Annotated in this window: 13 protein-coding genes; 4 read left to right on the top strand and 9 right to left on the bottom strand. The window is 57.8% G+C overall.

The window, feature by feature from the left end; genetic code table 11:
* The first annotated feature begins 22 nt into the window (after nt 1–22).
* The 3 genes from MWH26_RS14475 (at nt 23) to MWH26_RS14465 (ending at nt 3,200) form a co-directional block, all read left to right on the top strand.
* Nucleotides 23–1,309 (top strand): SHOCT domain-containing protein, encoded by a 1,287-nt coding sequence (locus MWH26_RS14475; RefSeq protein ID WP_247974845.1) that lies wholly within the window; start codon nt 23–25, stop codon nt 1,307–1,309.
* 135 nt (nt 1,310–1,444) lie between these two features.
* Nucleotides 1,445–2,494, top strand: a complete 1,050-nt coding sequence (locus MWH26_RS14470; protein WP_247974844.1) for a DUF3089 domain-containing protein — start codon at nt 1,445–1,447, stop codon at nt 2,492–2,494.
* A gap of 103 nt (nt 2,495–2,597) precedes the next feature.
* Nucleotides 2,598–3,200, top strand: a complete 603-nt coding sequence (locus tag MWH26_RS14465) for a DUF6624 domain-containing protein (RefSeq protein WP_247974843.1) — start codon at nt 2,598–2,600, stop codon at nt 3,198–3,200.
* 68 nt (nt 3,201–3,268) lie between these two features.
* Here MWH26_RS14465 and tsf read toward each other — a convergent pair whose 3' ends face one another.
* From tsf to rplM, 4 genes are all read right to left on the bottom strand, one after another.
* On the bottom strand, nt 3,269–4,108 hold the full coding sequence (gene tsf, locus MWH26_RS14460) for a translation elongation factor Ts (protein ID WP_244697312.1): 840 nt from the start codon (nt 4,106–4,108) through the stop codon (nt 3,269–3,271).
* Nucleotides 4,109–4,266: 158 nt separating this feature from the next.
* Entirely contained in the window at nt 4,267–5,034 is a 768-nt protein-coding gene (rpsB, locus tag MWH26_RS14455) for a 30S ribosomal protein S2 (RefSeq protein ID WP_188556111.1), read from the bottom strand.
* An 18-nt stretch (nt 5,035–5,052) separates the two neighbouring features.
* The gene (rpsI, locus tag MWH26_RS14450; protein ID WP_188556112.1) at nt 5,053–5,439 is read right to left on the bottom strand and encodes a 30S ribosomal protein S9; all 387 of its coding nucleotides are present in this window, start codon (nt 5,437–5,439) and stop codon (nt 5,053–5,055) included.
* Between the two features lie 33 nt (nt 5,440–5,472).
* Nucleotides 5,473–5,925, bottom strand: a complete 453-nt coding sequence (gene rplM, locus MWH26_RS14445) for a 50S ribosomal protein L13 (RefSeq protein WP_247974842.1) — start codon at nt 5,923–5,925, stop codon at nt 5,473–5,475.
* 170 nt (nt 5,926–6,095) lie between these two features.
* Here rplM and MWH26_RS14440 point away from each other — a divergent pair, with 170 nt between their 5' ends.
* Nucleotides 6,096–7,559, top strand: a complete 1,464-nt coding sequence (locus MWH26_RS14440) for a hypothetical protein (protein WP_247974841.1) — start codon at nt 6,096–6,098, stop codon at nt 7,557–7,559.
* 72 nt (nt 7,560–7,631) lie between these two features.
* Here the strand turns inward: MWH26_RS14440 and MWH26_RS14435 are convergent, their stop codons facing one another.
* The 5 genes from MWH26_RS14435 to recA all read right to left on the bottom strand — a co-directional run bounded on the left by MWH26_RS14435 (nt 7,632) and on the right by recA (nt 12,754).
* Nucleotides 7,632–8,345 carry an RluA family pseudouridine synthase gene (locus MWH26_RS14435; protein WP_247974840.1) on the bottom strand — a complete coding sequence of 238 codons (714 nt, stop codon included), beginning with the start codon at nt 8,343–8,345 and terminating at the stop codon, nt 7,632–7,634.
* 26 nt (nt 8,346–8,371) lie between these two features.
* Nucleotides 8,372–9,457: a sensor histidine kinase gene (locus tag MWH26_RS14430; protein WP_247974839.1), complete on the bottom strand. Its 1,086-nt coding sequence runs from the start codon at nt 9,455–9,457 to the stop codon at nt 8,372–8,374.
* A gap of 112 nt (nt 9,458–9,569) precedes the next feature.
* Nucleotides 9,570–10,271 (bottom strand): response regulator transcription factor, encoded by a 702-nt coding sequence (locus MWH26_RS14425; RefSeq protein ID WP_244698704.1) that lies wholly within the window; start codon nt 10,269–10,271, stop codon nt 9,570–9,572.
* 311 nt (nt 10,272–10,582) lie between these two features.
* Entirely contained in the window at nt 10,583–11,371 is a 789-nt protein-coding gene (locus tag MWH26_RS14420; protein WP_247974838.1) for a DUF3108 domain-containing protein, read from the bottom strand.
* Nucleotides 11,372–11,662: 291 nt separating this feature from the next.
* Nucleotides 11,663–12,754 (bottom strand): recombinase RecA, encoded by a 1,092-nt coding sequence (recA, locus tag MWH26_RS14415; RefSeq protein WP_247974837.1) that lies wholly within the window; start codon nt 12,752–12,754, stop codon nt 11,663–11,665.
* Nucleotides 12,755–12,911 lie beyond the last annotated feature (157 nt).

Genomic DNA, 12,911 nt, shown 5'->3' with positions numbered 1-12,911 from the left:
CGCCTGCTACCTTTCTTCTGCCATGGAAAAAGACCCTTCTCCCCTCGACACCCTGCGCCAGCTAAAGGAGTGGCTCGATGCGGGTACCATTACGCCCCAGGAGTTCGAAACCCTGAAAAAGAAGCTGCTGTTCAGTGAATCGGCGGGTGTTACTGCCAGCTCGGCAGCCCCACCTGCCGCGCCTGCTCCGCCCACTACCCCCGCCCCCCCGGTGGTACCCATGACGCCGGTGCCGCCCGCGCCTCCGGTTGCTACCCCGGCTCCTTCGGTAGCGCCGCCTACCCCGCCCGCTACGTTTAGCCAAGCCGTGCCCATGACGCCGGTAGGGGGCCCGCCGCCCGCCTCAACAGCCAGTACGGGTGGCAGCCCCGTGGAAGATCCGCTGCTGCCCCCCGTTACGACCTCACGGCCTTTGCACGCTGCCTACGTAGCGGAGCCGCCCACGCCCCCCACTACTACTCCCGGCCTGTCGCACCCTCTCGAAGCCGGCCGACCCGGTTCTTCTCCTACCCGCGACGACGCGTTTATGCCTCCGGCCGCGGCAGTAGGAGAGAGCGAGCTAGTGGAGGATGAGCCGTACGTTGCGCCGCCCAAAAGTCCGCTCGGCACCATCCTGATTGTGGGCGGAATCTTGGCCCTTCTGGCTTTGGTTGCCTACCTAATGTTGGGCAATCAGGATTCGGAGCGCCTAACCAGCACCACCCTAACCGCCGCCGATTCGTTAGCAACTCGGCCGGAAGAAGGCCCCCAATCGGAGCAGATTGACTTGCCGCCCGCTGCCGCACCTGAAACTGTCCGGGTGGCTCCCGTAGCTCCGCCCGTAACTACTCCCGCCCCCGATTCGGTAGCGCAACCGGCAACTGCCCCCACCGAGGCGACGGCCCCGCCCGCCGCCCCCGCCGTGGACGAAGGTGCAGCCCAGGCGCGGATTGAAGGCGTGCTGCAGAATTACTACGCCGATTTGCAGGCGGCGCCTTTCTCGGCAGCAGCCTACTTCGCGCCGCGGGTAGAGCGTTTCTATCTGCAGCAAAACACAACCCCCGCTCTCATTACGGCCGAGCTGGAAAAATCGCACTTTCCGGAGTTTCTGGAGGGGCAAACGACCATTGAGCCCGGCAGCCTAAAGGTGAGCCCACCCGTTAACGATGGCTCCCGGGTAGTGACTTTTATTGAAAAAAGCTCAGCCCTGCGCCAGTCGCTGCAGAAGCGCCAGCAAACCACGGCGCAAGTGCGGGTGCGCTTCGATAAGAACTTCAAAATCGTTTATCTGCGTCAGGAGCGGCTGCTGGAGAATACGTTTAGCGAGTAGATGCGCCAGGTTTCGCAACGGCAACCACCTGGGCAAGCGGCTTTTTCCTGCTTATTTTTGCCCCTCCAACGCGCGCTTTCTGCAACGGGAAGCGCGCGTTGGTGTTTTTACCGCCCCGGATTCCCTTGCTGCCCAATGCTTACTCCCCTGTCTCGCTTAGCAACGCTGGCCGTTTTACTGACTTTCGCTTCCTGTATTACCGTTATTAAGCCCGGCAAAGATTTCGCCCGCAACCCTGAGCCGGAAGCGCCTGATTACCGCATGGAGGACAACTGGGCCGCGCTGCCCGACCGCCGCGATTCCGCTGACCTCGTCCCACGCCACACTTTACTGCACGACCAACAGCGCGACGCGCCCGCCGACGTCTTCTTCGTGCATCCTACTACCTATTTCAGCCGGTCTCAGTGGAACGCCAGCCTGACCGATGCGCGCGTGAACCGCTTCACCGATGCCAGCACAATCCGCAAGCAAGCCTCCGTATTTAACAGCACGGCCCGCGTGTACGCCCCGCGTTACCGGCAGGCCACGCTGTTTTCCTTTTTCGACGAGAAAAGCACGGACGGTAAAGAAGCCCTGGACCTGGCGTACAGCGACGTAAAAACCGCTTTTCAATACTACCTCGACCACTACAACCAGGGCCGGCCCGTCATTATTGCTGGTCACAGCCAAGGCACGTTTCACGCCACGCGGCTGCTACGAGAGTTTTTCGACCAGAACCCCAAGCTGCGCAAGCAGTTGGTGGCAGCCTACCTTATTGGCTACAAAGTAAAACCCGAGGAATACCAGGTCCTGCGCCCCTGCGACGACTCCACCCAAACCGGCTGCTACGTGGGCTGGAACACCGTGGAGTGGGGCCACGAGTACCCACCTTTTCAGGGCGGCGTAGCCGTAAACCCGCTCACCTGGACCCGCGATACGGCTACCGCTCCCGCCCGCTTAAACCTGGGTGGCGTGCCCTATACCTTCAGCGGGGTTGATAAGCGCGTGGTTGACGCCAAAGTCCACAACGGCCTCGTCTGGATCCACCCAACCGTGCGCCCCGGCTACCCCCGTTTCCTGCTGCCCGGCCGCTCCGAGCTGCGCCATTCTTTCCACATCGCCGACTACTCCTTGTTCTACTACAATATCCGCCAGAACGCTGAAGCGCGCGTCCGGGCCTACCGTATGTTTATGCACGGGGGGTAGCTGTCCAACCGTTCAGAAAAGGTCGAACGAGATGATATGTTTATATTCAGCGACATAACAAGTGCACATCACTATGAAGATCTATCCTTTGTACCTGGTCGCCATGACTGCCAACTTCGCAGCCACAGCCCAAACTAAGCCGATTCTGTACCCGAAGCTGAGTAAAACGCTGGATAGCTTGGCATACGTAGACCAGTGGCCGATGCAGCGACTGTTTCAGCAGCTTCCTGATAGCGCCGGCCGAAACTTGGTAGATGTAGAAAAAGAAAACTACGCCCGCCACCAGCCCGTCCTGGAAAAAATTGTGCGGCAGGTCGGCTACCCCGGCTTCCGGCAGGTCGGCGAAAAAAGCGCCGGCAACTTCTGGCTACTGGTGCAGCACGCCGACGCCCACCCCGACTTCCAGCGCCGCATGCTCAAACTAATGTTGCCCGAGGTGAAGCGCCAAAACGCCAGTCCGGTCAACTACGCCTACCTCACCGACCGTGTAGCTACCAATGCTGGCCAGCCACAAGAGTATGGAACCCAAGTCACGTATGAAGGGGTGGGTACGCCCGCAGCCAAAGCAATGCCTAAGTCTCTGCGCGACCCAGCCCACGTCAACCAGCGCCGCGCCGCCATCCGCATGGAGCCACTGGAAAAGTACCTAGACATGATGACGAAGACCCACATTGAGATGAACAAACCGGCGTCAGCCGTGCAATAGCGTCAGACGCAAAAAAGCCCCGCCGGAAATAACCGACGGGGCTTTTTGCTTTTAAACTTCCGCGAAGCTTAGCCTACGATGGCTACGCGCTTGAAGTCCGAGATGGTTAGGCCTTTCTGCGTTTTGTCGAGCAGTTGGGCGATGGTTACCGAGTTGTCCTTCACGAATTCCTGGTTGAGCAGGGTGTTCTCCTTGTAGAACTTGTTCAGCTTGCCTTGAGCAATCTTCTCCAGCATCGCCTCGGGCTTGCCTTCCGAACGAGCCTGCTCCTTGCCGATTTCGATTTCGCGCTCAATGGTAGCAGCGTCAACGCCATCTTTGTCGAGAGCAACGGGGCGCATGGCCACGATTTGCATGGCTACGTCGCGGCCTACGGCGGCTACGTCGGCGCCACCTACGTTCTTCATGGCTACCAGAACGCCCTTCTTATTGTCCGAGTGGATGTAGGAAGCTACTTTCTCAGCCGTTACGTTCTCGTACGCTACCACGTCCAGCTTCTCCCCGATTTTGCCCATCAGGTCGGTGATGTGCTCCTGCAGGGAGCGGCCATCTTCCTGGGCCGAAGCCAGCAGCTCTTCTTTCGAAGCGGCGTTGCTTTTCACGGCCGTAGCCAGAATTTGCTGGGCCAGGTTTTTGAAGTCTTCCACTTTGGCAACGGGCTCGGTTTCGCAAGCCAGCGCTACCAGTTTGCCGTTGGTGCCATCTTCGCTAACGGCCGCCAGCACGAGGCCTTCGGAGGTAGCATTTTCTGAACGCTTGTCGGCAATTTTCTGGCCCTGCTTGCGCAGAATGTCACGAGCAGCTTCGAAGTCGCCATCGGCTTCGGTCAGCGCTTTTTTGCAATCCATCATGCCCGCACCCGTCATGGTGCGCAGCTTGTTCACGTCTGCGGCGGTAATTGCTGCCATTTCTTTGGGAGTTAGTAGCTAGAAGCTAGTAGTTAGAATGAAATGAGAGGGTAGGAGGGAACGTAAAGAAGCTAGGAGCCAAAAGTCAGAACTGAATGGGCAAGTGGCCGGCATCACAGATTCTAACTTCTAGCTCCTAGCTTCTACTTCCTCCAAGACTATTCGTCGGCGTTCTGCTTCTCCTGGATGCCTTCTTCTTCGGCTTGCTTCTTGTCGGCATCTTCCTTGTCGACTTTCCGCTCCGACAAACCATCCTCGATAGCCTTACCCATTACGCTCACGATGAGCTGGATAGACTTCGAAGCGTCGTCGTTGGCCGGGATGGGGAACTGAACCAGCTCGGGGTTCGAGTTCGTATCGCAGATAGCGAAAACCGGGATGCCCAGTTTCTGCGCTTCTTTCACGGCAATGTGCTCGCGCTTAACGTCTACTACGAACAGAGCAGCGGGCAGGCGGCTCAGGTCGGCGATGCCGCCCAGAACACGCTCCAGCTTCTCCCGCTCACGCGACAGCATGAGACGCTCGCGCTTTGCAAGAGCAGCGTAAGCGGTGTTTTCCTTCACCATCTTGTCGATGGTGCTCATTTTCTTCAGCGACTTGCGAACGGTAGTGAAGTTGGTGAGCATGCCGCCCAACCACCGGTCCGTTACGAAAGGCATTTTCAGGCGCTTGGCCTCTTCCGTTACAATTTCCTGCGCCTGCTTCTTCGTTGCCACGAACATCACCTTGCGGCCGCTCTTGGCAATGTTGCGGATAGCGGCCGAAGCCTGCTCCAGCGAAACCAGCGTTTTGTTCAGGTCAATGATATGGATGCCGTTCTTCTCCATGAAGATGTACGGCGCCATTTTCGGGTCCCACTTGCGCGTAAGGTGACCAAAGTGGGCACCGGCATCAAGCAGTTCTTTATATGTGGTGGACTGAGCCATGATAGATTTCCTCTGGGATTAGCGTTTCGAGAACTGGAACGAGCGACGAGCCTTACGCTTGCCGAATTTCTTGCGTTCCACCATGCGCGGGTCACGGGTCAGGAAGCCTTCTTTTTTCAGCGCGGGGCGAACCTCCGCGTTGTCGCCCACGAGGGCTTTCGAGATGGCCAGACGGATAGCCTCGGCCTGGGCCGAAATGCCACCACCGCGCACGTTTACCTTGATGTCGTACTGGCCGACTTGCTCGACCGTCGCCAAGGGCTGGTTCACGATGTTTTCCAGGAGCTCGTTAGCGAAGTACGCCTTGATGTCCCGGCCGTTGATAGTGATATTCCCTTGCCCGGCCTGCATGTAAATGCGGGCCACCGAGGTTTTTCTTCTACCAGAGGTATTGGAGATTTCCATTAAGTGAAGAAGTTAAGAGAGGCCGAAATCGGCTTAGAGATTCGTGAGAGAAACAGCTTTAGGCTGCTGAGCTTCGTGGGGGTGGCTGGTGCCGGCGTACACGAACAGGTTGCGGAACTGCTCCGCGCCCAGCTTGTTGCCCTGCAGCATGCCCCGAACAGCGTGCTCAATCACACGGGTCGAGTCCTTGGCTTTCTTGTCGCGCAGGTTGATGCGCTTCTGACCGCCGGGGTAGCCCGAGTGGGTGATGTAAATTTTGTCGGTCATCTTTTTGCCAGTCACGCGGAGGTTGTCGGCGTTGATGACGATGACGTTGTCGCCACAATCCGAGTTGGGCGTGAAGGAGGGCTTGTGCTTGCCACGCAGCATGTTGGCAATTTGGCTGGCCAGACGACCCAGGGTAGCGTCGGCGGCGTCAACCACAACCCAGCCCTTGTTGGCGTTGGCTTTGTTGACGGATACCGTCTTGAAGCTCAGATGATCCATTGGGGAGGAGGATAAGCGTTTGAAAATGAAGAAGAAGCCGAACAGGGTTCGGGGAAAACGGACACAAAGTTACCGTCTTTCCCCGAATATTCAAGCGGGGGGCTAATTATTGTCTCTGAAACACTTGCAGAGTGGCCTCCCCAGTACGGCTGTGTACTTTTACGGCCATTATGCTACCCTCTACCTCTCCTTCGGCACCGGCCGTTGCCCTACCCTCCAGCCGCCGGGCGTACGCCCTCCTGCTTGCCTTGCTGCTCGTGTCGTTGCTTACAGCCTTTATGACGGAAGGCACCTACGATTCCGGCGACAGCATCAACCACTACCTCTACGCCCGCTACGCCTTTCAGCACCCCATTAACTTCTTGGAGTCGTGGTCCAAGCCTTTGGTAGTGGAGTTGATGGCGGTTCCGGCGCAGGCGGGGCTCCGTGGGGTGATGGTGCTGCAGTGCCTGCTGGTGGCTGCGGCGGCCTGGTTTGCGTACGGGGCCGCCCGCGCGTTGCGTCTGCCGTGGCCCTGGCTTGCCATTCTGTTCTGCTACGCTTCCCCCGATTACTTCCGCATTCAATTTTCGGGGCTGACGGAGCCGCTTTTTAGCTTGGTGCTGATAGCCAGCGTGGCCCTGGCCCTGCGAGGGCAAGCCCGGTGGGGAGCGGCTGTAATTTCCCTGTTGCCATTTGCCCGGTCAGAAGGTTTTATCCTATTGGGAGTGTACGGCTTCTATTTGCTGGTAACTCGCAACTGGCGGGCGCTGCTGTGGCTAGGGCTGGGCTTTGTGGTGTACGGGGTGGCTGGATTGTTCGTGTACCAGGACTTTTTGTGGGTGTTTACGCATAATGCCTACCCCGTCCGGAATGAAAGCTATGGGCAGGGGCAATGGACTCACTTCATCATCAGCCTGCCAAATACGGTAGGATGGGTGCTGTACGGCTTGTTTTGGCTAGGAGGCCTGCGCATGCTCTGGGAATGGGTGAAACCAGCGACGCGGCTGCGGCCGGAAAAGTTCACGGCCGAATTGCTGCTGGTGTATGGCAGCGTGGTGGTCTTTATCGGAGCCCACACCATTTTCTGGACGTTCGGGATTTTTGGGTCATTTGGGCTTACCCGGGTGCTGTGTTGCGTAGTACCCTTGGTAAGCCTGATTGCCTTGCGTGGGGTAGGCGTTGTTACTAACATGGGCCGCACGGAGGTAGCACGGCAGCGGATTCTGGTGGGCCTAGTCGTAGCCGTGGTGGGCTTTCTGTTCTGCGGAGCCCGGGCAGCTTTTCGGTGGGAGCGAGACTTTGGCCGTCCCTCTGATCAGCTGCTGGCCGACGCTGCGGCCCGCTGGACCCGGCGTCAGGGTGCTTTGCCGCACGTCGTGTTTCAGCATCCCTACCTAGCGTTGCCCTTGCAAACCGATCCATTCGGGCCCGGTCATAGTTTGATGCCCGCCGTGCGCGAGCAGAGCTGGCCGCTCCCCAGCGGCACGTTGGTGTTCTGGGACGACTGGTACGCAGTGATGGAAGGCCAGGTGCCTTTCGAGACGCTACGCAATGACCCGCACTACCGGCTACGGTGGCTGGCCGCCATGCCCCGCAACCGCCGCAAACCTACCGCTGACTCCGTGCGCATTGCCATTTTCCAGAAGCTGTAGGGCTACCAGCTAACAAATAAAAAGAGCGGCCCCAATTACGGGGCCGCTCTTTTTCAACTAGTAGTGCCACGACTACTGATATTGCCGAAGCGTATCGACTAGCACCCGAAAATCCTTGGGGTAGGGGGCCTCAATGGTTACTTGCTCACCATCCATTTTGGCGAAGGTAAGCTGGGCGGCGTGCAGGGCAAACCGCTTAATAAACGGCTGCTCATCCTCGCCCTGCTTCATGTTAAACTTCTTCTTGAGCGACGACAAGTAGAAATCGTCCCCGCCGTACATGCCATCGCCCACGATGGGAGCCTGCAGGTACGCCAAGTGTAGCCGGATCTGGTGCATGCGGCCGGTAATAGGCTGGCATTCCAGCAACGTGTGGCGGGCGTAGGCTTCCAGCGTGCGCACCAGCGTTACGGCCGGCTTGCCCTTGTATGCCAGGCGCGCCTTACCCTTGGTGGTGGTTTCAATGCTGCGATCCACGCGCAGGCCATCGTAGTCGTGCACGCCCCAGGCTACGGCGTGGTACACTTTTTTTACCTCGCGGTTTTCGAACTGCATGGCCAGGTGGCGGTAGGCCGCCGGGTTTTTGGCCAGGGCCAAGGCCCCGCTGGTTTCTTTATCGAGGCGGTGGCAGGCCTGAATATCGTCGTAGTGCTCCCGCGCTAGGCGTAGGATGTTCTGCGCCCCGCCAAACCGCTCGTCGAGCGTGGCCAAGAAAGGGGGCTTGTTGATGATGACGAAGTCCTCGTCCTCAAACAGAATCAGGTCAGTGAAATGGGGCAGCTTCATATAAGAGCTGCAAAGGTACTTACTTCTTAGGTGGCATTTGCAGCCAGCGCCGCAGCCGCGGCCCGGGGCTTGGGCAGCTTGAACTCTAGGGTAGTACCTTGGCCTACCTCGCTGTGCACCCGGATGGTGGAGCGGTGCGCCTCCACAATGTGCTTACTGATGGCTAGGCCCAGACCCGAGCCGCCCGCCTCCCGCGACTCGCGGCTGCGGCTCTTGTCGATGCGGTAGAAACGCTCGAAAATGCGGTTATGGTGCTGCTTCGGAATACCTTCGCCGTCGTCCTGCACGCTAATACGTACCCCTTTGCCGCTTTCCGCTACGGCTACCGTGACGTGGCCATTTTCGCGGCCGTACTTAATGGCGTTGTCAATCAGGTTAATCAGAACCTGCCGAATACGGTTCCGGTCGGCCAACACGCGAGTTTCGGCGTTCGGCAGCGGCGGCGCCAGCGCCAGCGTAACGTTGCGCCGGGCGGCCTTCAGTTCCAGCTGCTCGAAAATGTCGCGCACTAGCTGCGAAATATCGAACACCTGGCGGCGCATGCGCACCACCCCTTTCTCGAGCTGGGAAATAGTGACTAAGTCCTGCACCAGAGAATCTAAGGCGTCGAGGCTGGTGGCGGCTTTCTGGAGAAATTTCTTGCGGGTGTGCTCGTCAATATCCTCGTCATCAAGAATAGTATGCACAAAGCCCTGGGCCGCAAAAATCGGCGTTTTCAGCTCGTGCGATACATCGGCCAGGAACTCTCGCCGTAGCACTTGCAGGCGCTTGAGTTCGTCAATTTCCTGCTGCTTGCGCTGGGCCATGTCCAGAATCTCGTCGCGCATGCGCTTGAGTGGTTCCGGCCGAAACAGAAATTTGTTCGACATGCGTCGAAATTCCTTGCGCTTGATGTGCTCCAGCCCTTCGTACAGGGTGTTGATTTCCCGGAAAATCAGGGCCTCAAACATTAAGTACAGCAGCAGAAAGCACGCTGCTATAGTAACGCCCGCTGCTAAAACTCCTTCGCGCATGGGCAGGGTAGGCGCCACCCATACCAAGGTGGTCAGCACGGCCGCTACCAGCAAGGACAGGATAACGGCAATAGCGCGCGAGGAAACCGTAAACCGCATGGGGTGAAGTGGTGAGCGAGTGAGCTGGTGAAATGGTGAGGTTGATGTTCTACCTGCACACACTGCGCAAGTGGGCTAGCGGAACATCAACCTCACCATTTCACCAGCTCACTTAGTTGTCTGTATTAAACTTGTAGCCGACACCTTTGATGGTTTGAATATGATGGTCGCCGACTTTCTCCCGGACTTTGCGCACGTGCACGTCCACGGTGCGGGCTAGCACGAATACGTCGTTACCCCAAATGTTCTGGAGCAGCTCGTCGCGGCCGAATACTTTGTGGGGTGAAGCGGCCAAAAACGCCAGTAATTCAAACTCCTTTTTGGGCAGCGTAATCTTCCGGCCCTCCTGGAAAACGGCAAAACCCGTGCGGTCAATCTTGAGCCCGTTAATTTCGATGGTATCCAGCTGCACTTGCGGGTCTTTGTCGCGGCGCACGAAGGCGGCTAAGCGGCTGAGCAGGGCCCGGGGCTTAATGGGCTTGGCAATAAAGTCGTCGGCGCCGGCCTCAAACGCGGCCACCTCCGAAAACTCCTCGGCCCGGGCCGTTAGGAAGATAATGTACGTGTCTTTGAAGCGGGGTAACTCCCGGAGCTGGCGGCAGGCGGCAATGCCATCCAGGTGGGGCATCATCACGTCTAGCAGAATAATGTCGGGGCCGAATTGCGGGGCTACTTCCAGGGCCTTGCGGCCGTCGGGGGCGCTGGCTACCTCGTAGCCTTCCTTGCGCAGGTTGTACTCCAGCAGTTCCACGATGTCCGGATCGTCATCGACTACCAGGATTTTGTACGCGTTGGGGGTGACGGTTGGCTGCACAGGACAAGGTGGTTTGGGGTAAAACAGAATGCGCGAAGACAAAAGTACCGCCGGTCGCCGGGCCCGGCGTATTACGTTTTCATTACCAGCGGCCCGGGGTGACGAGGGCGCCGGCAGCGGAATCGGCCACACGAAGTCGACCAGGGAAACTGCCGGCTTGGGAGCAACCGGGGAAGCAACCGGCCGGGGCGGCAGCAAGGTAGGACGACGTCGGGAAGCTAAGGTAGTCTGCATCAGGTAGAAAGAAGTCGGACTGAGAAGAGCACTAAAAAAGAAAAGCGGCCCCCAACGGGAGCCGCTTCACAAAAGCATCAGTTTGTTGCCACCAGATTCAGCCGGTTTCGGAGGCCTTTGTACTTGTACATGTCCACCTTTACGGAGCCCACGAACATTTCCGCCTGAATTAGTACCGGCACTTTGTTCCGGTCGTCGGAGAGATACACCGAAATGGCGTTTTCTCCTTTAAAGAGCTTGTTGCTGGGCATTTTCGGAACCAAGCGAATGGCGCGGATGACGCCCGCTTTGGTTTCCACCGTTTCCCGGCCCTTGTAGATGACATCCATGTTAAAGACGTCGTTGTCGAAGAACCCCTGAACCTTGATTACTTCCCCGGGCCGGCGCTGGTCGTAGTTGAGCGTGCGCAGGAAGTAAAAGCCGCTGACTAGGTCCTGGACGTTATTGGGCGTTTTGAACGTGCCCTTCTTTACGTCGTTCTTGTCCTTCTTATGACTTTCCACGTTGACAATGTCGCGCTGGTGGTCGAAGTCTATGGTTTCGCGCTTGCGGTAACTCTTCTCCTCAATGTTGCGGAAGAAGCGCTGGGGTAGGATGCTGGTAGTATCGATGTAGGAGCGCCAGGTATCCCGAATCCGCAGGAAATAATCGAAAGAGCCCAGGGTGCGGCCAGTAACGGTAGCCCGGTAGCAGGGCCGCTCATTAATGCGGTGCACGGCGTCGTCTACCTCAATCGTGGCCTCGGCCGCGTTGATGAGCCCATAGTGCACTTTATATTGAAGTACTTCCCCGCGCTCAAAGCTAGAGTTCGGGACCGTGCGCGTCGGTTCGGAAGAAGGGCCAAAAGCAGTCAGGACCGCTGCCAACGGCAGCGCAAGTACAGGAAACAAAAGCCAGCGGCGAATCATGTAAAAGCGGCGAATAAGGGTGTAGCCGGTGCCTACTCAAATGGGGTGCCAGCAAAGATAATCGGATTATAACAGCACAAGAAATAGCCAGTATGAAAACAGTAGCTCGTCTGAGCAGGTAGCCGCCGGCCTTGCTTTCGCCGGCTTCATAGCCGCGCTACAGTCCAGCCTAGCACCCTGACTGCCAAGCCAAAAAAAAAGCCCCGCCAGAAATGGCGGGGCTTTTCAAAAACAGACTTCAAGGAAGTCTTACAGGTCAGCGGCATCATCGTCCTCATCCGTGGAGCGGTCTTCCGGAATAGCGGCCAAAGCAGCTTCCGGCTCCCCTTTCACCATGGCCCGGATCTGAGCCTCGATTTTGTCGGCTAGGTCGGGGTTGTCCTGGAGGATGGTTTTCACGCCCTCGCGGCCCTGGCCTAGGCGGTTGCCATCGTAGGAGAACCAGGAGCCTGACTTGGCAATAATGCCCATGTCAACGCCCAGGTCGAGAATCTCGCCTACTTTGGAAATGCCTTCGTTGTAGATAATGTCGAACTCAATCACCTTGAAGGGCGGCGCTACCTTGTTTTTCACCACCTTCACTTTGGTGCGGTTACCGGTCACGTTGTCCTTGTCTTCCTTGATCTGGCCGATCCGACGGATGTCGAGACGAACCGAGGCGTAGAACTTCAGGGCGTTACCACCGGTAGTCGTTTCGGGCGAGCCGAACATAACTCCGATTTTTTCCCGCAGCTGGTTGATGAAAATGCACAGGCAGTTGGTCTTGTTGATGGTGCCGGTAAGCTTACGCAGAGCCTGCGACATCAGACGGGCGTGCAGACCTACCTTGGAGTCACCCATGTCGCCTTCCAGTTCGCCTTTCGGTACCAGAGCCGCTACCGAGTCAATAACGATGATGTCGATGGCACCCGAGGAAATCAGCTGATCGGCAATTTCCAGGGCTTGCTCCCCGTTGTCGGGCTGGGCGATGAGCAGGTTTTCGGTGTCGATGCCGAGCTTCTTGGCGTACAGCGGATCGAAGGCGTGTTCGGCGTCGATGAAGGCCGCAATGCCACCCTTTTTCTGGGCTTCGGCAATGGCGTGCATCGTTAGCGTGGTTTTACCTGACGATTCCGGGCCGTAGATTTCTACGACGCGGCCTTTAGGCAAGCCGCCTACACCCAGGGCAATATCCAAACCCAGCGAACCGGTGCTGATGACCTCGACGTCCATCACCTTGTTGTCGCTGAGCTTCATTACGGTGCCTTTGCCGTAGTTCTTGTCTAGCTTATCCAGGGTCAGCTGGAGAGCTTTCATTTTCTCGGCATTGGCGTTGACGGCCTTGTCAGTGGTTGCAGCCATACTATAGGAGGGGTTGTTTGGAAATGCTTAGGTTTGGTGAATGTAGCCCTTTTTGGCCGGCTCACATAGGTGCGCAGCAGGCCGGCTCAGGCTACCATGCCGGGCCCTTTTCGGGTCGGCTAGTAGTAACGCGGCTGAGCTATATTTTGTGCCCACA

Source organism: Hymenobacter sublimis, assembly GCF_023101345.1.
GTDB classification, from domain to species: Bacteria; Bacteroidota; Bacteroidia; order Cytophagales; family Hymenobacteraceae; genus Hymenobacter; species Hymenobacter sublimis.
This window is presented reverse-complemented; position numbering and strand designations above follow the sequence as displayed.